Annotated in this window: 18 protein-coding genes; 10 read left to right on the top strand and 8 right to left on the bottom strand. The window is 35.6% G+C overall.

Going from position 1 to position 22,695, the window contains the following annotated elements:
* Positions 1-46 precede the first annotated feature (46 nt).
* Positions 47-424: a hypothetical protein gene (locus GR162_RS09275; protein WP_160781913.1), complete on the bottom strand. Its 378-nt coding sequence runs from the start codon at positions 422-424 to the stop codon at positions 47-49.
* A gap of 75 nt (positions 425-499) precedes the next feature.
* Positions 500-796 carry a helix-turn-helix domain-containing protein gene (locus tag GR162_RS09270; RefSeq protein WP_160781912.1) on the bottom strand — a complete coding sequence of 99 codons (297 nt, stop codon included), beginning with the start codon at positions 794-796 and terminating at the stop codon, positions 500-502.
* Positions 797-886: 90 nt separating this feature from the next.
* Here GR162_RS09270 and GR162_RS09265 point away from each other — a divergent pair, with 90 nt between their 5' ends.
* The 10 genes from GR162_RS09265 (at position 887) to GR162_RS09220 (ending at position 16,388) form a co-directional block, all read left to right on the top strand.
* Positions 887-1,135, top strand: a complete 249-nt coding sequence (locus GR162_RS09265) for a hypothetical protein (protein ID WP_160781911.1) — start codon at positions 887-889, stop codon at positions 1,133-1,135.
* A 105-nt stretch (positions 1,136-1,240) separates the two neighbouring features.
* Complete coding sequence (locus GR162_RS09260) at positions 1,241-3,595, top strand: mechanosensitive ion channel family protein (RefSeq protein ID WP_160781910.1); 2,355 nt, start codon at positions 1,241-1,243, stop codon at positions 3,593-3,595.
* 230 nt (positions 3,596-3,825) lie between these two features.
* The gene (locus tag GR162_RS09255) at positions 3,826-4,365 is read left to right on the top strand and encodes a phage tail protein (RefSeq protein WP_160781909.1); all 540 of its coding nucleotides are present in this window, start codon (positions 3,826-3,828) and stop codon (positions 4,363-4,365) included.
* 42 nt (positions 4,366-4,407) lie between these two features.
* Positions 4,408-4,947 (top strand): phage tail protein, encoded by a 540-nt coding sequence (locus GR162_RS09250; RefSeq protein ID WP_202393922.1) that lies wholly within the window; start codon positions 4,408-4,410, stop codon positions 4,945-4,947.
* Between the two features lie 15 nt (positions 4,948-4,962).
* Complete coding sequence (locus GR162_RS09245) at positions 4,963-5,502, top strand: phage tail protein (RefSeq protein WP_160781908.1); 540 nt, start codon at positions 4,963-4,965, stop codon at positions 5,500-5,502.
* Positions 5,503-5,561: 59 nt separating this feature from the next.
* A complete protein-coding gene (locus tag GR162_RS09240; protein WP_160781907.1) occupies positions 5,562-6,692 on the top strand; it encodes a hypothetical protein in 1,131 nt (376 codons plus the stop codon).
* Entirely contained in the window at positions 6,689-7,630 is a 942-nt protein-coding gene (locus GR162_RS09235; protein ID WP_160781906.1) for a formyltransferase family protein, read from the top strand. The genes GR162_RS09240 and GR162_RS09235 overlap by 4 nt, the downstream gene beginning before the upstream one ends.
* Positions 7,631-7,640: 10 nt before the next feature.
* Complete coding sequence (locus tag GR162_RS09230) at positions 7,641-14,246, top strand: MBG domain-containing protein (protein WP_160781905.1); 6,606 nt, start codon at positions 7,641-7,643, stop codon at positions 14,244-14,246.
* A 29-nt stretch (positions 14,247-14,275) separates the two neighbouring features.
* A complete protein-coding gene (locus GR162_RS09225; RefSeq protein WP_160781904.1) occupies positions 14,276-15,595 on the top strand; it encodes an OmpA family protein in 1,320 nt (439 codons plus the stop codon).
* A gap of 196 nt (positions 15,596-15,791) precedes the next feature.
* Positions 15,792-16,388 carry a Crp/Fnr family transcriptional regulator gene (locus GR162_RS09220; RefSeq protein ID WP_160781903.1) on the top strand — a complete coding sequence of 199 codons (597 nt, stop codon included), beginning with the start codon at positions 15,792-15,794 and terminating at the stop codon, positions 16,386-16,388.
* Positions 16,389-16,527: 139 nt separating this feature from the next.
* On the opposite strand, the gene GR162_RS09215 is transcribed toward GR162_RS09220, so the two are convergent.
* The 6 genes from GR162_RS09215 to nosZ are packed head-to-tail and all read right to left on the bottom strand — an operon-like array spanning position 16,528 to position 22,690.
* On the bottom strand, positions 16,528-16,899 hold the full coding sequence (locus GR162_RS09215) for a group III truncated hemoglobin (RefSeq protein ID WP_160781902.1): 372 nt from the start codon (positions 16,897-16,899) through the stop codon (positions 16,528-16,530).
* A gap of 30 nt (positions 16,900-16,929) precedes the next feature.
* Entirely contained in the window at positions 16,930-17,697 is a 768-nt protein-coding gene (locus GR162_RS09210) for an ABC transporter permease subunit (protein ID WP_160781901.1), read from the bottom strand.
* Complete coding sequence (locus GR162_RS09205) at positions 17,681-18,403, bottom strand: ABC transporter ATP-binding protein (RefSeq protein WP_160781900.1); 723 nt, start codon at positions 18,401-18,403, stop codon at positions 17,681-17,683. Before GR162_RS09205 ends, GR162_RS09210 begins: the two co-directional genes overlap by 17 nt.
* A complete protein-coding gene (locus GR162_RS09200; protein ID WP_160781899.1) occupies positions 18,400-19,632 on the bottom strand; it encodes a nitrous oxide reductase family maturation protein NosD in 1,233 nt (410 codons plus the stop codon). The genes GR162_RS09205 and GR162_RS09200 overlap by 4 nt, the downstream gene beginning before the upstream one ends.
* Positions 19,633-19,660: 28 nt before the next feature.
* Positions 19,661-20,662: a nitrous oxide reductase accessory protein NosL gene (locus GR162_RS09195; RefSeq protein ID WP_237421342.1), complete on the bottom strand. Its 1,002-nt coding sequence runs from the start codon at positions 20,660-20,662 to the stop codon at positions 19,661-19,663.
* 54 nt (positions 20,663-20,716) lie between these two features.
* Complete coding sequence (gene nosZ, locus GR162_RS09190; RefSeq protein ID WP_160781898.1) at positions 20,717-22,690, bottom strand: Sec-dependent nitrous-oxide reductase; 1,974 nt, start codon at positions 22,688-22,690, stop codon at positions 20,717-20,719.
* Positions 22,691-22,695 lie beyond the last annotated feature (5 nt).

Here is a 22,695-nt window from a genome sequence, read left to right as displayed (position 1 = left end):
GAAAACGAAATGTTTCAGCTGCTTCAATAAAAATTTAAAAAAATAACTATGCGATTGGAGGTCTAAATAGAGATAGCAGATTTGGATCTGAAAAAAGATCTGATCTGTAAGTAGGAATTTTTGATTGAGGCAATTCCAGATTAAAAGGAACTGGAAGCAAATCTTTGTCGTCTAAAATAAAAACAAAGTGAAAAGCACTGCTGCTGATTGTTTTAAAAGGAAGCTGCATATCGCGATCAGCATCATTGTCTTTCAAATCTTCTCCCCAATAGTGCATAGACAAGAAATCGATAAAACTAAGATCCATTAATTGTCTATGCTCCTGATAGTGTTCAATTAGTATCGGCAGTTTATAAAACTGCTGTACAAAACTGCTGTTGGAAGCTATTAAAAAGATGAATATGTAGACAATCAATTTTCGCACAAGGCAAATTTAACCCAAATAATATAATTTTTCACTATGAAAAATAGTTTGAATATATCTTTTAACAATTTAGAATTATTGGGACAATCCTTCCAAATGCTGAAAAACAGGAATTAAAGCTTTTCCTTTTTCAGTCAAATTATATTCAATATGCAGTGGTTTTAGTTTAATTGTAATTTTTTCCAAAAGTCCTTCTTCTTCCAATTCCTTTAAAGCTGTAGCCAAAGATTGTTTGTTTGAACCATGAATCTGGCGCAGTAAAGCATTAAAACGTAAAGGCGATTCTACAGCCAGGCGAAAAATTTCTGCCTTCCATTTTCCAGATAACATTTTTAAAAGTCTTTGTGCTGGACAAGTTTCTGTTTCTTCCATAATAATTGGTGGTAGTCAAAAAAAACTGACTTATTGTTTTGAAAAGTTTTTTAAATAAAATTTGTTGTAATTCTAAAGTAAAAATATAAAATGAAAGGAAAGAAACCAAGCGACATGAGTATTGAAGAGCTGTTAAAAGCTCAAAAAACAATTCAGACCACAATTACAATTTTGATTCTAGTTGCCATCCTATTATTCATTCTTATTGTGTTGCTACTTCTAAAAAAGGGATTTCTAATTTTAATACTATTTCCTTTTATTTTGGCATTCATTATGATTAACCATTCGAATTCTCTTAAAGAAATTGAGCAAGAAATTACTTCAAGAGATCTGGAATAAAAATCTCTTTCCAAATATGAAGTTATAGTTTTAAATTTAATTTTTCTTAACTGAAAATCTTTCAAAAAAAATTAAATTTGAGCTCCCAAATAAGCCTTTAATACTATGACTATTCAAAAAAGAACACTTTATTTTTTCTCTTTATTTTTATTCCTTTTCTTCTCACATTTCAATTACAGTCAAGAACAAAAAACTGCAAAAAAAGAAAGCCGCGGAAGACTATTTAACGATACTACAGCAACAGATAGCGATTACTTAATGGCAATTGAGAAAGCCGGAGAAGTTTTAGAATCTGCTTATAACGACATTGATTTTGCAGGAGATACGCGTCATCTTTTTGGCGATATGAAACGTACCGAAAGCAAACTGGATTTAATCTTAGCCAGTTTAAAAGGAGCCAATCCTAATGTGAGAAACCAACAGATGTACCGAGTTGTTCTTCAGGAAATTCAACAAGAATTGGAAGAACAGAACAAAGCTATCAATGATCAAAATCAAAATCTTGAAAACATCAAGAAACGCGTAATTGATCTTCGTAAAGACAAAACTTTAATTACTTTATTAAAAGATACCATACGCCGTAAGCAATTTAAAAAAGAATTCGGGAACCTTAGAAAAAGATATGTTGCCACTGATAGTCTAATGACTAAAAACCAGACGACGCTAAACAACAAAAAGAGACTAACTGTACAACGAAAAATTGCTGTTTCTAATGCCTTGGCAACCGTCGAAAGCAAATTGGAGAAATCTGGAATCAGCATTTTCAAAAAAGAATATCCTTCTCTATGGCAAATTAGTGATTCTGCCGTAAAGAAAAGGGTGACCCACAACATTAAAGCCAAAATTATAATTGAAGAAAATGTCGCCGCTTACTATCTAAGTTATAAAGCTGGCGGACTTATCACTTTGTGCTTTTTTATGGGGCTTTTGTTTTGGTACATTTCCAAAAACATCAAATACCTTAAAACAAATGGTTATGCCGAAAACTTGAAGCTTTTAAATTTTAAATATTTAAATCGAGGTGTTTTATTGCCAGTTTTAGTGATTGCATTAAACATTGCAGTGGTTACCAATTTATATGCTCCTGCTCTATTTTTAGAGTTAATTCAGCTTTCCTTACTTGGCGTTTTAATCTTTCTTTTCAAAAATCAGTGGTCTGGCGTTGCTATGAGAAACTGGCTTTTCTTATTAGGATTATTCTTTGCACTTTGCTTTTTGGACTTGTTTATCACAATCGGATTATTGCAGCGTTTTGCTTTTGTTGCGATCAATATTTTAGGAATCCGCTACGGTTTAGTTCAGATTAAAACACTTAAAGAAGAACTTTATATAAAAGGCTTTTTTAAGTGGGCAAGTATCATTTTTATTGGGCTAAATGTTTTGTCTATTCTTTATAATTTATTCGGAAGAGTTTCTCTTTCTAATATGTTAAGTCTTACAGCTTTTATATCGCTTACTCAAATTGTTGCTTTAAGTGTGCTTTTGAAGATTATTTTGGAAATTATTTTACTTCAAATTTATACCACTAGAGTAAAAAGAGGAATTGAAAAAATGTTTGATTACGAAAGTTTATCAGATACTTTAAAAAGACCTTTTATCATTGTGATTAGCTATATGTGGCTAATTGTAATTGCTTCTAATTTGAATATTTGGGAGTCGCTTCGTGCTGCTTTGACAAAACTATTAAGCCATCCAAATACAATTGGAAGTATTACGTTTACTCTAGGTAATATCGTTTTATTCTTTATTATTATCTGGGCTGCGCACTTATTGCAGAAATATGTTGCTTATTTCTTTGGAGAAATTGATGATGAAAACGAAGAAAACATCAATAAAAGACAGCATTCAAAATTGCTTATCACTAGATTGGTGGTTCTTATAAGCGGTTATTTGCTTGCAGTTGCGGCTTCTGGAATGCCTTTAGACAAATTGAGCATTCTTCTAGGCGCTCTTGGTGTCGGTGTCGGACTTGGGCTTCAAAACATTGTCAACAATTTTGTATCGGGAATTATCTTGATTTTTGACAAACCGATTCAAGTTGGCGATGTGGTTGAAATTAGTTCAGAATCTGGCCGCATCAAATCAATGGGATTGCGAACAACCAAGATCAATGCTCCAAACGGTGCCGAAATCATTATTCCGAATGGTAACTTATTGTCTCAAAATATCACGAACTGGACGTATACCGATAATTTTAAGTTAGTAGAAATTACATTTGAAATTAACGGAAAAACCATTCCAGAGGAAATTAATACGATTGTAAATGACACACTTTCCAACCTTCCGTTGGTAAACAATTCAAAACCATCACAAATATATTACAGCTCAATTTCTGATGGAAAATATAAACTTCTAATCAAGTTCTGGTGCAGTATTTACAGAACCGAAGAAACGATAAGTTCCGCAAGGCAAGAGCTTTATGTAAGCTTCAAAAATAAAGGCTTGACATTCTCAAGTTAAAACACAGAAAAAGGCAGTATCGAATACTGCCTTTTTTATTGCCCAAAACATTTCTCTTTGAATAAAAATATTGAAATTATTTTCTTACTTTTAAGGTAAGATATTAAATAATAGCATTTTAGCAAAAACACGTATAAACCCTTGTACCCATAATTTAGTTATAGAGTAATTTAGCACTTAAGTAAAACACGATCAAAAAACTAATACTAACTTATTAAATCTTAAAAATTATGGAAGGAACAGTTGGAGAAATTCGGCATTTTGCCGCAAATTTTGTACCCAGATCTTGGGCATCATGCAACGGGCAAATTTTACCCATACAAAGATATACTGCACTATTTTCTTTAATTGGCACTGTATATGGTGGAAATGGCTCTACAACATTTGGTTTACCTGACTTTGGAGGACGAGTAGCTATAGGCTTTGGAAACGGAAATGGTCTAAGTCCATATGCACTTGGAGAAATGGCAGGAACAAATGGGGTTACCTTAACACTCTCAAATCTGCCAATACATAATCACACCGCCGCTGCAACTATTAAGATTCCCGCTTACTCTGACACGGGTGATTCTGGTACTCCAGATGGTAATGTTTTAGCGGCTAAAGCCTCCATGTACTCTACACTTCCAGGTGATACGACTTTGAAAACAGCTAGTTTTACTGTAACCACAGGCCTTACAGGTCAAAATCTACCACTGTCTATTATGCAACCTTCTATTGGGATGAATTACATTATATGTTTAGACGGTACATTTCCGGCTCGTAATTAATCTTCAAAAGACAAACAATTTATAACCTAAAAAAAGTATATAATGGAAGGATATTTAGGAGAGATCCGTTTATTTGGAGGGAATTTTGCTCCAAGAGGTTGGGCTTTTTGCAATGGAGCAACAATAGACATTGCTAACAACGACGCACTTTATGCTTTACTTGGCACTACATATGGCGGTGATGGTCAAAATACATTTAAACTACCTGATCTTCAAGGCAGAGTTCCAGTAGGTACAGGTCAAGGTACAGGATTACCCAATATAATACTTGGTCAAATTGGCGGTACAGAAAATGTTACGATGACTATTAATCAAATGCCATCACATACACATATTGCTGCAGGTTCATTGGCTATTCCTGCTGATAATGCAAATGGAGAGTTAGCTTCCCCTACTGGCAACATATTAGCGGGACTACCACAGGCTTACTCAACACAAGGTTTTGACACAGATCTAAAAGTTGAAAATGCAACAGTGGCAGTTCAAAACGCGGGAAGTTCTATTCCTTTCAGCATAATTCAACCATACCTTGCTACCAATTATATTATTTGTGTACAAGGTATTTTTCCAAGTAGAAACTAACTAAAAAAAGGAACCATGGAAGGAACAATATCCGAAATTCGTTTATTTGCACCAAACTTTGCGCCAAAAACTTGGGCATTTTGTTATGGTCAAATCCTTAACATAAGTACAAACCAGGCTTTATTCAGCCTATTAGGAACAACATTTGGAGGCAATGGCATTAACACTTTTTGCTTGCCTGATTTTAGAGGAAGAATTCCTGCTGGAACTGGTAATCCCGCAGGTCTTGCGCAATTTCAATTAGGTACTGTAATGGGAAGTAATTCTGTAACAGCTCTCTTATCTAATCTACCTGCTCATAATCATAGTGCAAGCGGATCTTTTGAAATGCCATCCTACTCAGATACAGGAGACAGTTCATCAGCAACAAATAATACTCTCGCGATCCTACAAGGTTTGTATTCAAATAAAGCAGCCAATGCGGCTTTAAAACCTGTTGCTCCTACAGTAACAGTAAATTTGACGGGCAACAATCAGCCTATTTCAGTTCAACAACCTTATTTGGGAATGAATTATATAATATGCCTTCAGGGAGTGTTTCCCTCAAGAAACTAACAGTTTATTATACCCATTAGATTTTCTAATGGGTAATTTTTATTTTAAAAATAATCTTTATGAAAATAGCTTTACTCTTGCCTAGATCTGTTATTTATCCTTCTATGTCATTTGATATAATGGATGGTTTTAAATATTCATTAAAAAAAATGGGACAAGATGATAAACATGAAATCGTAACAGCTAGTATAGGTGTTGGCGCAAATAATAAAGACATTTATTCTTGCAGTGAACAACTGCTGTTAAATGGTGTAGACATTATTATTGCTTATATCAATCCTGAGGCAGCTTCATACATACATCCACTCTTTGAAAGTTCTAGTAAATTGCTAATTGTATTAGACAGTGGTTATCATTTTCAAAATTCTGAAAAAAAACTATCCAATGTTTATTTTATCTCATTGCAGGGTAGTTTATGTTCACGCGCAATAGTAAATAAGGCTATTGAAGATGGACAAAATAATTTTGCTATAACCTGTTCTTTCTACGATGCAGGTTATCGTCCTTCCTATTCTTTTGCTACTGCAATTGAAGACAAGGGAGCGAAAATTACGTACAATCATGTGACTGCTCTTCAAAGATCTGACTTTAATCTGGGACCATTAGAAGAGTTTCTTGAAAATAATAATAACACAACTATTTTAGCATCATTTTGTGGCGATATGGCGGAAGATTTTTTTAGAGAATCTGCTAAATTAAAAAATCTTGCATCAAGCAAAACTTATGGAAGCGGTTTTACTGCTGAAGAAATCTGGCTGTCTAAAATTCCTTATCCTCAATATGAATGGAGTTGTGCTGTACCGTGGTCAACGAACATAATCTCCAAAGAGAATGACGTTTTTAATACTACCTTAAATGGCATTAAAATGCACAAGGCCAATGTATTTTCTCTTTTAGGCTGGGAAGCTGCCTTATTTATAGTTAACTCAAATGGCCTATCGTTAGATAATATTACTATTGATTCTCCTAGAGGAAGAGTTTATATGAATCCTGATACCGGATTCTCTGAAGCCCCAATATATTACGCAACAGTAGCTAAAAATGAAGAAACAGAAAATTGCATATTGACGGATATAAAAGAAGTTCCTAATCTGGAAGAAGAACGCAATCGTCTCTATCATCATATTCTGGCGCTTCAAAACACGACTACCAATTCATGGTTTAACTCTTATGCTTGTTTAGATTCATGAGTCCAATACGAGACATAGTAGTATTATGTAACAACCGAATGGCATTTCCAGCTATACAAACATTATATAGTCTTGGAAGGTTACACACAATTGGCGTGCCAATTGAAAATGAAGAAGTAAAAGCTTTCTGTTCTGTTTTTGCAGCAAACGTTGATGTCAATATAATTTGGTTTGAAAAAGCAAAACTAATACCTCAAATAAAAGAAATTTTAAAAATAAATCACTTAAAATATATTTTTACAATGACTTTTCCTTGGAAAGTTCCAGATGAAATTATTGATCAGAACCCAAATTTATTTTATAATTTCCATTACGGACTCTTACCAGAAATGCGTGGCGTCGACCCGGTTTTTGAATCAATTAGAAGCCAGAAAAATGAAACTGGAATTTCTATACATGCGATTGAAAAAGAAATAGATAAAGGAAAAATTATTTTAAAGAAAACGCTTCCGCTTCATGCTGATTTAACCCATGGTATGCTTTGCACTCATTTGTCGTATTTGGCCTCTTATATATTGCCTGAACTTTTTGTACAATTACAACTAAATGACAAAGGTTTATCTCAAGATGAAACACTTGCCAAATATTATAAAAAACCAATCATAACTGACGTATCCATACAATGGGAAAAACAAGATTCTAAATCTATACAAGCTTTGGTAAATGCTTGCAATCCTTGGAATAAAGGAGCTTATACACAATGGAACGGTTTAAATATTCGCTTTTTGGAAGTTTCGCAAACACAAGAAGCTGTAAATACTACAAAAGCACCAGGAACAGTATTAGAAATTAATGAAAATAATGGTCTAATTATACAATGTTACAATAATACACAATTACGTATAAATACTATTTATACCGATGAAGGTTTTATGAGTGGGCATAAATTGCTCGCTTTTGGTCTTAAAAACGGTGAGCAATTTGCCTCTATAATTTAACTAACTTATTATGAAACATTTTTACTCTAAAATTAAAAAAATCTTAAATATTGCCTTATTTTTAGGGATATTTACGCAGAGTTACTTAGGTAATTCTCAGACTACTTTGAGTGCGGGAGATATTGCCTTTTCAGGTTATGATGCTAATCCAACTCCACCTACTTCTAGTGACTCATTTTCCTTTGTTTTACTTAAGGATATTTCCGCAACTACAACAATTAGTTTTACAGATAGAGGATATACTGGATCGGGCTGGTTAGCCATTCCCAATACCAGTACAACAGAAGGTACTATCACATGGACATGCTCAAGTGCACTCGCTGCTGGAACAGAAGTCACTATCACTGGATTAAGCGCTTCTGCGTACGATACATCCACTTCTACTTCAAATGCTAATGGAACCGTAGCATACAATAGTGCGGAAAGCAATATTACTTTTGGATTATCATTATCAGCTGGTGGCGATCAAATTATTGCCTTTCAAGGAGGCGGAGGTTCAATCACTGGTGGAGGAGTAACTTTAATTTCTGGAATTTCCTATTCCTTTTGTAATGGAAACACAACCGAAGCTGGGTGGGAAGCTCCTCCCCCTACTTGCCCATCGGGGCCAAATTCTTCCACTATTCCTCCTGGACTCGTGAATGGAACTAGTGCCTTTTATGTTGGAACTGTATCTAGTACTACTATAGCAACTTCAGCTAAATTTAATGGTACTGGAGCTCCATTTCTTAATGCAGCATCAGCCAGAACCGCTTTAATGAATCAGGCGAACTGGATAAAAGCAACAACTGCACAAACACTACCGACAGCATATACTTATATTGGTACTATACCAACAATTACTTCTCACCCTACTAGCAAAACCATTTGTCCTTCAGACAATACTAGCTTTTCTATTACAGCATCAAATGCAACAAGCTATCAATGGCAAGTTAACACAGGGAGCGGGTTTACAAATATTTCAAATACTGCTCCTTATTCTGGAGTTACGATTAATACACTATCAATTACAGGAGCTACGTCTAGCATGAATGGTTACCAATATCGCTGTGTTGCAACAAATTTATCAGGATCTGTAAATTCTAATGCCGCAACATTAACAGTACCAACAGCAATTTCGACTTCTGTTTCTGCTCAAACTAATGTTAGTGCCTATGGTTTAGCTAATGGTTCTGCAACAATTTCTGTAAGTGGCGGGAATTCACCATACACTTATTCTTGGGCTCCTTCTGGGGGTACAAGTGCTACTGCAACAGGTCTTGTGGCGGGAACTTATGTTGTAACTGTCAGAGATAATACGCCAGATGGCTTTGGTGGCTGCGATACAACTCAACAAGTAACCATAACAGAACCACCTGGAGCAAGTGTAAGTGTAAGCTCTTTAAGCGGATTCTCGGCTTGTTCTGGTTCAGCATCTAGTCCACAATCTTTTAGTGTAAATGCAGGAGGGCTAATAGCAAATTTATCAATAGCTCTTCCAACAGGCTTTGAAATTGCTACTTCTGCGGGGGGAAGCTATACTCCATTTTTAGATATAGTTCCTAGTTCTGGAAGTGTGAGTCGGACTTTATATGTTCGCATGGCAGCAAATGCTACAGGATCTCCTTCAGGAAATCTAACAGTATCTTCCACAGGAATAACTACAAAAAATATCGCATTAACAGGAACAGTAAATTCTGCTCCTACCATAACAGCACATCCTTCATCAATAGCTGTCTGTTCAGGTTCAAATACTACTTTTTCTGTAACTGCATCAAATGCAACAGGATATCAATGGCAAGTAGATAATGGTGGAGGATTTGTTAATGTGCCAAATGGTGCGCCTTATTCTGGCCAAACAACAGCTACGCTTTCTATAACTGGCGTAACTTCTGCATTTAACGGATATAAATATCAAGTTATAGTAAGCGGGGGATGTGCTCCAAATGCTACTTCAAATAGTGCTACTCTTACTATTAACCCTGCTCCTTCTATAACAACGCAACCATCTGTTGCACCAGTTTGTGTTGGAGACAACACTACGATATCTGTTACAGCATCAAATGCAACAGGCTACCAATGGTATATAGATCAAGGCGCAGGTTTTAATCCTGTGCCAATTAATTCTACTTATTCTGGAGTTAATACTGCGACCCTAACTATAACTGGAGTAACTGCTGCTTTAAGTGGATATTTATATAGAGTTATGGCAATCGGAAATTGTACGCCAACTGCTACTTCAAATAATGTTGCCTTAATTGTAAATTCTTCGCCTTCTATAACTGCACAGCCTTCTGCAAGCTCTGTATGTCAAGGAGCTAATACTACTTTTACAGCTAATGCTTCTAATGCTACAGGATATCAATGGCAGGTAGACAAAGGTGATGGTGCAGGATTTGTCGATATAACAAACGGTGCCCCTTATTCTGGAGCAACTAACACAACTCTTACAATAACTGGAGCAACAGTGGCAATGAACGGGTATTCATACAGAGTTGTTGCATCTGGAACTTGTACTCCACCAGCTACATCAAATAGTGCTACTCTTACTGTAAATTCAGCTACTGCTATTACATCAAATCCTTCATCAATAGCTATCTGTTCTGGTGGTAATACTACTTTTTCAATAACCGCATCCAATGCAACTGCATTCAAATGGCAGGTAGATAATGGTCAAGGTGGAGGATTTGTTGATGTGCCAAATGGTGCTCCTTATTCTGGCATTACCACTTCTACTTTGACTATAACTGGTGCTCCTGCTGCATTTAACGGATACAAATATAGAGCTGTCGCAAGCGGAACATGTACTCCGTCTGCTACTTCAAGCAGTGCAACACTAACCGTTAATCATATTAACATACTCACTTCTAAAGTTGATGTAGCCTGTTTTGGTGATTCAACAGGTCAAGCAACTGCAACTCCAAATGGAGGAACTGGAAACTATACATACTTATGGTCTAATGGAGCAAATACTGCTACTATCACAGGATTGACAGCAGGAACTTATACCGTAACTGTAACGGATGAAAATTTATGTTCTAATACTGCAAATGTAACAATAGGACAACCTTTAGCTCCTCTTACGCTTACGAAAGGCACTGTATCAAATACTTCTTGTTATGGAGGAGGTAATGGAACTGCACAGGTAATTGCTTCTGGTGGTACACCAAATTATACTTACTCTTGGAATACTAATCCTATCCAAACAACTGCCTCTGCAAATGGGCTTTCTACTGGAACTTATACTGTAACTGTAAAAGATGCAAACCAATGTGTAAAAACACTAGATTTCTCTATAACTGAGCCACCTGCACTTACAATAACTCCGAGTCAAACCAATGTTTCTTGCAATGGAGGATCGAATGGCTCAGCTTCTGTAACTGTTACAGGTGGTACTGGTGCTTACACTTATAATTGGAGTACTGGAGCCCATAGCACATCAATAAGTGGTCTTATGGCTGGTATTTACACTATAACCGTAATTGATGAGAATAATTGCCAAGATTCGCATACTTTTGAAATTACACAACCGCCAGTTTTAACCGCCATACAATCTCAAACAGATGTTTTATGTAATGGCGGAGCAACAGGAACTGCTACAGTTACAGCATCAGGTGGGACTGGAAATTATACCTACTTATGGTCTCCATCCGGAGGTACAGCTGCTACTGCTACTGGCTTAACCGTAGGAAATTATAGCTGTCTAATTACAGATGCTAATGGATGTTCTATTACTAAAAATTTTACGATCAATCAGCCTTCAGTTTTAGGCGCTACTACTTCGCAGACAAATGCAACTTGTTCTGTGGGTGGAGAAGCTTCTGTAACACCATTTGGCGGTGTTGGTAATTATAGCTATTTATGGACACCAGGAGGTGCTACCACGCAAAATATTACCAACTTGGCAGCAGGCAATTACAGCTGCCTCATTACAGATGGAAATGGATGTACGGTCACTAAAAACTTTATCATCAATACAACTAATACACTAGTAGCTGCTACTTATCAAGTTAATGTGCTATGCAATGGATACAACACTGGTTCTGCTTCAGTAATTCCTTCAGGAGCCGCTGGACCGTTTACTTATAGTTGGTCTCCTTCTGGAGGATCTTCTGACACTGCAAACAACCTTAGTGCCGGAAACTATTCTGTAACAATCACTGCCAGCAATGGATGTTCAATTGTCAAAAACTTTACAATCACTGAGCCATCAGCTATTGTAATAACACCAGGCGCTAAAACAAATGTTAGCTGCAATGCCGGAAACAATGGTTCGGCAAGTATTTCAGTAACTGGAGGAACTGGTGGCTATACCTATTCATGGGATACAACACCTGCTCAAACAACAGCTACCGCAACTGGTCTTAAAGCAGGAACTTACACTGTAACTGTAACAGATGCCAACTCATGTTCTAAAACACAAAGTGTTACCATAACAGAACCTGATGCACTTATAGCAACGACATCTAAAACTGATGTTTCATGTAACGGAGGTTCTAACGGAACTGCAACTGTAAATGTTACAGGAGGAACTGGAGCTTATACATACTCTTGGTCTCCTTCTGGAGGAACTGCCGCAACTGCTTCTGGTTTAGCAGCAGGAACATATACAGTTACTGTCAAAGATGCCAACCTATGCCAGACTACGGCAAGCGTAACTATTACTGAACCTCCTGTTCTTACAGCAACGGTAGCTAAAACAGACGTTTTATGCTATCAGGCAAATAACGGAACAGCTACTGTAACTCCTATAGGAGGAACCGGATCTTATACCTATTCTTGGTCACCATCTGGAGGAACTGCTGCAACAGCTACAGGATTAAGTCCAAATACTTATACTGTAACTGTAACTGATGAAAACGGATGTTTTGTAACAGAGTCTGTACAAATTACCGAGCCGACAGTACTTTCAGCAACTGACACACATACTAATGTGTCTTGCAACGGAGGCAATAACGGTACAGCATCTGTAGTTGCAACTGGAGGAACTGGAGCTTATACTTATTCTTGGGCTCCGTCTGGCGGAAGTGCAGCGACTGCAACCGGCCTTACAGCAGGAATATATACCGTAACGGTTACAGATGAAAATTCATGTTCTACAACAAATACCATTACCATTACAGAACCAGATGCTTTAACCTTAACTGCAACTCCTTTAGCAGTATCTTGCCATAACGGAAATAACGGGTCGGCTACAGTTAGCGTAACAGGTGGTACAGGTGCTTGCTCCTACTCTTGGTCTCCATCTGGAGGAAATGCAGCAACAGCAACTGGTCTTGCAGCCGGAACTTACACTGTAACAGTTACAGATGCTAATTCTTGTACAGCTACTGCAACCGTTGAAGTAGTTCAGCCTGTTAATCCTGTTAATTTAAATACGGCGGTCGTATCTGGAATAACTACAACAACTGCTTCATTATCTGGTACAGCATCTTCTGACGGAATAAATACTGACAGTGGATCGTGTTTAACAGAAGTTGGTTTTGTATATGCTCAGCATGCTAACCCTACTACAGCTGATACTAAAATTAATGTCACTGCTGCATTAGGAACATTTACAAACTCTTTATCTGGACTTAGAGGAAATAGAACGTATTATGTTAGAACTTATGCTATAAACAGTAACGGTTTTGTTAATTATGGAAACGAAGTAAGTTTTACTACTCAAAAATATACTCTTACTATAACTGCCGCAACAGGACATACCAAAGTATATGGTACAGCCGATCCAGTATTCAATTATACAGCTTTAGGTTTTGCTAACGGAGATACAAACTCAATACTTAGTGGTCTGCTTACAAGAGATGCTGGCGAAAATGTTGGAAAATACAACATTAACTTGGGAACAGTCAATGCTGGGGCAGATTACGTAATTGCCTTTACTGGTGCAGAATTTGAAATTACTAAAGCAAATCAAACAATTACTTGGAATCAGACTTTAGAATTTGGCTGTTCAGATTCTAAAAATGTTACCTTAACTGCAACAACTGATAGCGGTTTGCCAGTTTCTTATGCAATAGCAAATCCAGCATTGGGAACAATTTCAGGATCTACTTTAAACATTACAGGTTCAGGAAGCTCAACCATTACTGCAACTCAAATTGGAGATCAGAATCATAATGCTGCAACAGCCGTTGTTAAACCAATTGAAATAAGCCAATCTGGACTTGTTATACAGCAATGGGCTAATGTTCTATTCTTTGATAATAGTTCAAATAATTATGTCGCTTGGCAGTGGTACAAAAACGGAGCGGCTATTTCTGGAGCAACTAAGCAATATTATAGTGAAATTCTGCCACTAAACGGTACTTATCATGTAATTGCAAAAGATAAAAATGGAAATTCTATCAAATCTTGTCCAATTGAGGCTACTGGAACAGTTTTCACCAAGAAAATCAAAATTTATCCAAACCCAGTTAAGCCAGGAGGAGAATTTACTTTAGAGTGTGATTTTAGCGAATCTCAATTAAATGGATCTGAGGTGGTTATTTATGACATTGCAGGGAAATTAGTGCAGACTATTTCAAATGTAAAAGCCAAAAATCAAATTATCGCTCCATCACAGACAGCCTTATACATTGTTGTTCTTAAACTGGCTGACGGTCAGTTAAAAACAATCAACTTATTGGTTAAATAAAAATGAGATTTAATTTAAAATTACAAGCAATGAAAATTAAAGCCACCATAGCTATACTTACACTGTTTAGCGTCACGATAAAAGCACAGGAAATTAATTTTAAAATTAACGGCGGTCCGTCTGGAATTCTATACGATAGCAATATCGGAGACGGTAAACTAAAATTTGGCGGAGGAATAGGTGTTGGATACACCTATTTCTTCAGCGATCACTGGGGAATTTCGACAGGTGTTGATGTTACTTATAATCAAAATAGTTTTGAATTAAATAACGGAACGACAATTTCAACCTATGAAGTCGATGACCAAACTTCTGCATTTGAGTATCGGGTCACTCCTACCAACTATAAAGAAGATCAACATTTTATTGGTTTCGCGATTCCGCTTCTTCTTCAATACAGAACATCAATTGCTTCTCAGACACAACTGTACTTTGGATTCGGAGGAAAAATTATGTTTCCAGAAAAGCAAACTGTAAAAGCTTCAGCTTCTGAGTTACAGCTGAGCGGCTATTATCCAGATGTAAATCTTTTGGTTGACGATTTACCATCTCACGGATTCGGAAAAGTAACCAACTGGCAGGATAAAACAACTGTAAGCTTAGATCCTGCTTTTATGTTAAGTTTTGAAACTGGTCTAACATTCAAACTAGCAGAAAAAACAAAGCTTTATACAGGCTTATACGTTGATTACGGTTTAACAGATTTGGCAAAAGAAACTCCAAATACCAATATTGTGGCTTACAATCCAAACGGACTTGACAATATTCAGGCAAACGGTACAATTGGAAATAGCAGAATCGTTAAGGAAAGCCGTTATCTATCTGCTGGTATTCAATTAAAATTAGGTTTTTCATTAGCTAAAGAGAAATCAGAACCCGTAAAGGCGAAAGAAGAAACTTTTACTCAGACAGAAAGAGCTCCTGTTCAGGAAGAAGCTCCTGTACAGCAAAAAGCTGTAGAAACTCCGCCTGCTAAAAAAGAACTGACTATAGAGGAAAGAAACTATATTGAGAAACAACCTCTTGCATTCCAAGAAATTGGAAATACTAGCGTAACTCCAGAATTGGCAACAAGATTGGATGAAATTGCTAAAATTCTAAAATCAAACAAAGACACAGATCTAAATATTACTGGATATACTTGTGATATAGGAACTGAAAAACGCAATCTTGAAATTGGAATGAAAAGAGCTCAGGCAGTTTCAGATTATTTACAGAACAAAGGAATAGAGTCTAACCGTATGCATTTATTCTCAAAAGGAGAAAGCGAACCTTTAGTTCCAAATACTCCAGCAGAAAATAAACCGCAAAACAGAAGAGTTTCACTTACTCTGATAGACGCAAAATAATTTTTTTAATTCTACAATTCTAAAGCATGATAAAGAGTTTAGCTCTCTTTTTCATGCTTTTTTCTTTTTTGATTTAAAAACATTTCAAAAGCTAACAAATATCATGTTTTCTTTTTTGCTTAATGTCTTTCTTTGTTTTAATTAAAACTAATCCAGACACTTTACCAATTCTTCGCAACGTATTAATTGTTTTGCCATGCATATTGATACTGACTTACTTTACACTTGGGGAGCCGTAGCAAAAAAAGTTGCCAAAAACTCCATTATTTTCTTCGAAAATGACGCAGCTATTTCTTATTATCAAATTTTAGAAGGAACTGTAAAAATGTGTTACACCAACGAAGATGGCAAAGATTTGACGGTTGGTATTTTTAATGAAGGAAACAGTTTTGGCGAACCGCCGCTTTTTATAGGACAGCCTTACCCTGCTACTGCTATTGCTCAAACGGATTGTGTTATTCTAAAATTGTCCAAAAACAACTTTTTTTCTTTTCTTGAAGAAAATCCAGAAATGCAATTTAAAATACTCAAATTATTTGCATGGAAAATCTATAACAAGATTGTTTTTTCTAAAAATATAGTTAATCATAAACCTGAATATCGTATTCAGTATTTTTTAGATAATTTAAAAAAACAAAACAATATAGCCAATTCAATAAAAATGAAAATTCCGTATACAAGACAAGAAATTGCAGATTTTACAGGCCTTCGGGTAGAAACCGTAATACGTACATTATCGCTTATGAGCAAGAACAGAAAAATTGAAATTATAGATCATAAATTATTTTATTAATTTCATGTCTTATGATTTGAATCATACCAAAACAGGACGATTTTTTCTTCTTTTGCATAAGGTTAAAAGAAATTATTAATTCAGTTCTAATATCTTTAAAAACTAAAAACGGGAACTTTTTTGAGTTCCCGTTTTTATATTAAGAAATAACTTTATTCATCATCCATTTTGAAATATTTTCTGCCCTAACTTTTATCTCATCTGCTTTTTCTCCTTCAAACAAATCATCTACTGTTTTTTTCCAAAGTTGGGTCCAATGTTTAAAATGAACTTCTGTAAGCGAACTTTTCTGGTCTAGCATACGATGTTTCAACATAGGATTTCCGTCAAAATTTCCGGTATGAAAAATAATATTATCCCAAAAATCATACATAATAGGAAGATGTTTCTCCCAATTTGTCATCGCAATTTCTGTAAACAAATATCCTATAGTCGCGTCTGTTTTTACTTTTAAATAAAAGGCGTCGACCAATATCGTTATATCATCTTTATTTCTAATATCTGTTTTCATATTTTTTTGATTCTGAGTGAAAATAAAACATTAAAGATCTTTGCGGTCAAATTTCCTAATCGAAATTAGAAACGGAACAGCAATCCATAAAACGAGTAATAAAAAAGAAACAAACAAACCAATAGCGGTTCCAAAAAAATCTTTAAATATAGCTCCTGTATATCCCATCATGGCAGATTGATCTAAATGCAGCAATATTTGAATTCTAGCTAAATCAATCGGGCTCGAAGCGGTCAAGGTTACCATCATTTCTTCAATCGGATATTCTGCAAATTGAAACAAAAGAAACAACACTAATGCATCAAACAAAATGGCAAAATACATCCAGAATAAAATGGCCAAACCTATTCCTTTTGCTTTATCACGAGTTAAAATACAGCTCAAAAAAGCCAGTGATACAAAAACTATAGAAATTAAGCTTCCCGCAAAAAGCATCATCACTCCTGCCATACCTGGAGCATTTAGTAAAAGCGGAATTCCTGCGCCAAGAAAAAAAGCTAGAAACATTGCAATTGCAAGACCAGCAAACAGACTAATCCAGATTTTCTTTCTTTTAATAGGCTGGCTTAGCAAAAGCTCTATAAATTCTGAACTATTGTAAATATAAATAGTCGAAAAAAGAATAGATACCAACGGAACTGTAAATAAAATGACATTCAAAATCGTCAGTAAACCTTTTGCCGTATTGTCTTCAAGCATAAAAGATCCCCAAGAAAGCAATGCCAGAATTAAGGCATAACTCACAATAATCTTATTTTTAAGAATATCCAATAAGACAATTTTAATTATTCTGTTCATGCTGTTTTTCTATTAATATGGTAGCGATAGATCTTGAAATTTTGGTTTCACCTGTTGATTCCAAAAGATCTTTAATAGTTTTATGGAAATGAACTTTTCCGTCCTGCATAAAAATAATCTGAGTAATCATATCGTCTAGTTCACTTAACAAATGTGAGGTAATCAAGATTAATTTTCCTTTGTTTCTCTCTTTAATGATTTTCTCCTTCAAAATTTCTGCAGCCAACGGATCCAGTCCTGCAGTAGGTTCATCTAGAATTAAAACGTCGGGATTAAAAAGAAAAGCCAATGTAGCACTTACCTTCTGTGTTGTTCCGCCAGAAAGCGTTCGCATTTGTTTGTCACTCATTTTATCCAATTTAAAAGCTTTGATTAAATCTTCATCCAACTCATTTTTCGAGTTTCTAATTTGCTTGATCATGGCTATAATCTGAGCGATTGTCATATTATCGGGATAACGCCCAATTTGAGGCATATACCCTATTCGGTTTCGATATTCAAACTGCTTTAAAATAGATTCATCATCCAGCATAATATCTCCACTATCGGGCAGAACCATCCCTAAAACCGATTTGATCAAAGTTGTTTTTCCACATCCATTCGGGCCAATAAGTGCAATGCATTCTCCTGCTTTAAACTCAAGGTTTACATCTTGCAAAACTTGTAGTCTTCCAAATTTTTTATTTATATTTTTTAAAGTAATCATAATACAAGAGATTTCATTTCGGGAGATTCATCAACAAAATTATCAGGAGTTATGCTCGGAAGGATTTTTTCTGATTTATCCAAAAGCGTAATCATAAAACTTCTGAACAAAAGCATAGCCGACGGATTATTCTCAGTAATAACAGCAAAAAGACTAAGCGGATGAAACGGCACATCGCCAATTCCGTCCCGATTCAAATCATAACCTTCATATTTATCCCAATAATTATTATTGAAATGATTCAAAACTAAACTTCCGTTAGTACTGATGTCGAAAGTATTAGAAAGAAAATTATTAAACGAAATCACATTATCCATACAGCTCGCCTGCACTTTCATTCCCCAACCATTATCTTTAAAAATATTCTTCTCCAATTTTACACGGCTAGTTCCTTCCATATAAATTCCTGAAGTATTGCGGATAAATTTATTTCCAATAATGTAACTGTCTGAAATTTCTTTGAGCAGTAAACCATAAGCCGCATCGCCCCAATTCTCTTCAAAATAATTGTTGAACATTTTTACATTTTTAGTAAACATAACCGCTACTCCCGCCCCATTATTTTTAAAAACATTACCTATATAAGCATCATCATTAGAAAACATAAAGTGCAGTCCGTAACGGATATTAGCTTTAGAAACATTTCGCCAGATTACAGAATTAGAAACAAACTCAAAATAGATTCCATCGCGATGGCCAGAAATCCTATTTCCTATAATCTGCATGTTCTCACTTTTCCAGCAATGAATTCCATTTCCAATGCGCTGTTCTTTTTTTTGATAGGCTTTTATGACATTATTTTTTACAATGCAGCTTATTCCTTTTTGGACATAGATTCCGAAAAAATTATTCTCCAAAAAATTATCTTTTACAACAACCCCTGTTTTATTGTATATTTTAATTCCACAAGGATCATTCAGAGACGCATAACCTGAATTGATCACTTTAAATCCAGAAAAAACTACACTATCGGCTTTTATCGAAACTACTTCATATTTTAGCTGTCCGTCCAGAATTGGCAAGTTTTTTCCTTTAACAACTAATTTTTTATCTATACTAATATTGCCTTCTCGATAAATACCATTATCAACTATAATAGTATCGCCAGACTTGGCAAGTTCTATTGCTTTTTTGATTGTTTTTACTGCTTTGTTTTGACCAACTTCAATTTTCTGTGACCAAAGACAATTAAACAATAATAGAAGTGAAAGGCAAAAATGCAGTTTCATGATTTAAGATTTTAATTAAGATAGCATTTTATTTATTCAAAATTGCAGTCCATTCTTTTACTTCTCCTTTTGTTTGTGCTTCAAATGCTTTTGCCTCACTCTTATTGGTAAAGGCTGCAATGTTTCCATTCATCGGACTTTTGATTGCTCCTCCTGAAACGAAAAAAGCACTTTCTGCTGGAATCAGTTCATTATTTTTAGTGTAGTCGTGTACATAATATTTCTTGATTTTAGTATCTCTGTGATCTTTACAATAATGTGCCATGCAGGCAATATCATCAAACTTGTATATCCTTCCTTTTTCAGTAATGATTTCAGCTCCATGTCTGCCATCGCTAATTCCCATCATACAGAAATCACAATTGTCTGCATTTAGTTTTATTGGAACAGGTTTATCATTGGAACATGAATAAAGAAAAGCAGGAACCAACAGTATGCCCAAGAGCCGACTAGATGGTTTGGCAAATTTTTCTTTTGCAATAGCAACAAAAAGCAAAACTCCAACTGCAATCAGCATCCATCCACCAATATCAGGGATTGAATAGGCACCAAAATTTAATAATTGTTTGTATCCAAGCATTGGCGGCTGATAAGCCATTCCAGGAACTCTAATAGCAGCATTCGGATCTAGATTATGTCCATATTCATAATTCCATCTGTAGAAATCGCAAGCAGATAATATTCCAAAAAGCACAAAAGAAAAGAAGAAAATAAAGAGCCCTTTTCTATTTGATTTCCATGCGCAAACAATCGAAACAATACCTAAACCTACTAGGATAAAAGGCAAAACTTTAAATTCAATAAAATCTTCTGTATGCAATGTTTTCATTCCAATGTAATGATTCAATCCATTTATAATATCAACATCGCCTGCAATCTTGGAAGCATGAAGTTTTAACACCAAACCTTCAGGATATTGGGGTGCCCTAAGTTCAATTTTCCAGATAGGAAAAAATACAGCTCCGATTAATAAAAGCCCTGATAAAAACAGCATGACTTTAGAAAAAGAGGATAGTTTTTTATTTCTCATAATAATTCAAAATAAAAGGGAACAAAGAATACTTTGTTCCCTTATGGTTACTGACTATTCTTTTGGTAAATTGGTACCTACACTGTAAGTAATCGGAACGTTGCTTCCTGCAGGCGAAACGCGCACATATCCTTGCATTTCCTGATGCAATGCACTACAAAAATCTGTACAATAGAATGGGTAGATTCCCTTTTTCTCAGGCACCCATTTTAATGTTAAGGTTTCTCCTGGCATAATTAGCAATTCTGCATTATTGGCTCCTTTAATGGCAAATCCGTGCGGAACATCCCAATCTTGTTCAAGATTTGTAACATGGAAATACACTTCATCTCCCACACGAATTCCTTCAATATTATCTGGTGCAAAGTGAGAACGGATAGAAGTCATGTAAATATGAACTTTATTGCCTTCGCGAACTACTTTAGATTCTTTTTCACCTTTAGTTGCAAAAGGATGTTTGTTGGTCGCAATATCATAATATTTCAACTGTCCGTTATTTCTAACTTTATCTGCTGGAATACCTTGTGCATAGTGAGGTTCTCCAATAGTTGGAAAATCCAGAAGCAATTTCATTTTATCGCCGCTAATATCAAATAATTGAGCGCTTTGTGCTAATTCTGGACCAGTTGGCAGATAACGATCTTTGGTAATTTTGTTGTAAACCACCATGTATTTACCAAATGGCTTTTCTGTATTTCCACCAGGAACCATCAAGTGTCCAGGAGAATAATAAGTTGCTTTTCTGTCTAAAACTTTTAAGTCTTTGATATTCCATTTTACCACTTCAGACGAAACGAACATTGTGGTATAAGCATTTCCTTTTCCATCAAATTCTGTATGAAGAGGTCCTAAACCAGGTTTTTGAACTTCACCGTAAAGTGCTGCTTCATATTTTACAACTGGAATTCCAGCGTAAGCACCATCAAATTGTTTTTTAGCAATTGCATCTTTTAATTTTGTGAAACTAAACACAGGAATCAAAGCTGCCAATTTTCCACTTCCAATAATATATTCTCCTGTTGGATCAATATCACAGCCATGAGGCGATTTCGGACATGGAATCATATAACAGATATCTTTCAACTCAGAAGCATCTAGAGTTAAAACCTCATTAATGATTACAGATTTAGCACTTTGAGTTTTTTCATCCCAAGTATTGTGGGCATATTTTGCAGGAACTCGTTTTCCTTTTCCAGCTTTAATATATTCCTCTGCTTTTTTCCAGTTTACAGCCATGATAAAATCTTTATCATTTTTGGAAGCATTAACTTCCAATAAGGTATTGGCTTGTTCCGTATTATAACATGAGAAGAAAAACCATCCGTGCGATTCTTTTTTACCTGGGTGGCTAAGGTCAAAATTCACACCCGGAGCAACGATTTGGAAAGAAAGATCCAGTTGACCTTCTTTACCAATTTTCACGAAACTAAGATATCCTTTAAAATTTTTCTTGTACGTATTAATAGGCACATCGCCATTATCATTATCTGGCGGCACACTAAAACGGCTTGCTCCTACTACATATTCTGTATTCTCAGTAATAAATGGTGAAGAGTGGTTACCTGCACAGTTTGGAAGCTCAATAATTTCGGCAGTTCTAAACGTTTTCAGGTCAATACGTGCAATACGTGGCGTATTATTCGCATTAGCAAAAATCCATCGTCCGTCTACTTCTCCATTTGTTTGTGACAAATCCAAGTGATGCTGGTCATCCCAAGGCACATAACCGTGTGAAGTATTCAGCATTGGTTTTGTTTCTTCGCTGTAACCGTAACCGCTCTGCGGATCTTCAGAAAATACAGGCATTACTTTTAGCAATCTTCCGCTAGGAAGTCCGTAAACACTGACCTGACCGCTAAAACCGCCAGATACAAAGTTGTAGAATTCATCATACTTTCCAGGTGCCACATACACTTTTTGGGCTGCATCGCCTTCAACAGCATCTGTAGAATCTTTTGGTTTGCACGAAACAAACAAAGCACACCCTAACGTAACAACGAAAATCGATTTTAAAAATTTATTTTTCATAAGGC

The organism is Flavobacterium sp. HBTb2-11-1 (assembly GCF_009826975.1).
Taxonomy (GTDB): Bacteria; Bacteroidota; Bacteroidia; order Flavobacteriales; family Flavobacteriaceae; genus Flavobacterium.
Note: the sequence above shows the minus strand (reverse complement) of the source record. Positions and strands in the feature narration are given on the sequence as shown.

Excerpts from the sequence above, each read along its gene's own strand:
- GR162_RS09250 (WP_202393922.1), top strand. The coding sequence starts at position 4,408 with ATGGAAGGATATTTAGGAGAGATCCGTTTATTTGGAGGGAATTTTGCT.
- GR162_RS09195 (WP_237421342.1), bottom strand. The coding sequence starts at position 20,662 with ATGAGAAATAAAAAACTATCCTCTTTTTCTAAAGTCATGCTGTTTTTA.
- GR162_RS09260 (WP_160781910.1), top strand. The coding sequence starts at position 1,241 with ATGACTATTCAAAAAAGAACACTTTATTTTTTCTCTTTATTTTTATTC.
- nosZ (WP_160781898.1), bottom strand. The coding sequence starts at position 22,690 with ATGAAAAATAAATTTTTAAAATCGATTTTCGTTGTTACGTTAGGGTGT.
- GR162_RS09265 (WP_160781911.1), top strand. The coding sequence starts at position 887 with ATGAAAGGAAAGAAACCAAGCGACATGAGTATTGAAGAGCTGTTAAAA.
- GR162_RS09200 (WP_160781899.1), bottom strand. The coding sequence starts at position 19,632 with ATGAAACTGCATTTTTGCCTTTCACTTCTATTATTGTTTAATTGTCTT.
- GR162_RS09240 (WP_160781907.1), top strand. The coding sequence starts at position 5,562 with ATGAAAATAGCTTTACTCTTGCCTAGATCTGTTATTTATCCTTCTATG.
- GR162_RS09255 (WP_160781909.1), top strand. The coding sequence starts at position 3,826 with ATGGAAGGAACAGTTGGAGAAATTCGGCATTTTGCCGCAAATTTTGTA.
- GR162_RS09230 (WP_160781905.1), top strand. The coding sequence starts at position 7,641 with ATGAAACATTTTTACTCTAAAATTAAAAAAATCTTAAATATTGCCTTA.
- GR162_RS09225 (WP_160781904.1), top strand. The coding sequence starts at position 14,276 with ATGAAAATTAAAGCCACCATAGCTATACTTACACTGTTTAGCGTCACG.
- GR162_RS09210 (WP_160781901.1), bottom strand. The coding sequence starts at position 17,697 with ATGAACAGAATAATTAAAATTGTCTTATTGGATATTCTTAAAAATAAG.
- GR162_RS09235 (WP_160781906.1), top strand. The coding sequence starts at position 6,689 with ATGAGTCCAATACGAGACATAGTAGTATTATGTAACAACCGAATGGCA.
- GR162_RS09245 (WP_160781908.1), top strand. The coding sequence starts at position 4,963 with ATGGAAGGAACAATATCCGAAATTCGTTTATTTGCACCAAACTTTGCG.
- GR162_RS09205 (WP_160781900.1), bottom strand. The coding sequence starts at position 18,403 with ATGATTACTTTAAAAAATATAAATAAAAAATTTGGAAGACTACAAGTT.
- GR162_RS09220 (WP_160781903.1), top strand. The coding sequence starts at position 15,792 with ATGCATATTGATACTGACTTACTTTACACTTGGGGAGCCGTAGCAAAA.
- GR162_RS09215 (WP_160781902.1), bottom strand. The coding sequence starts at position 16,899 with ATGAAAACAGATATTAGAAATAAAGATGATATAACGATATTGGTCGAC.
- GR162_RS09270 (WP_160781912.1), bottom strand. The coding sequence starts at position 796 with ATGGAAGAAACAGAAACTTGTCCAGCACAAAGACTTTTAAAAATGTTA.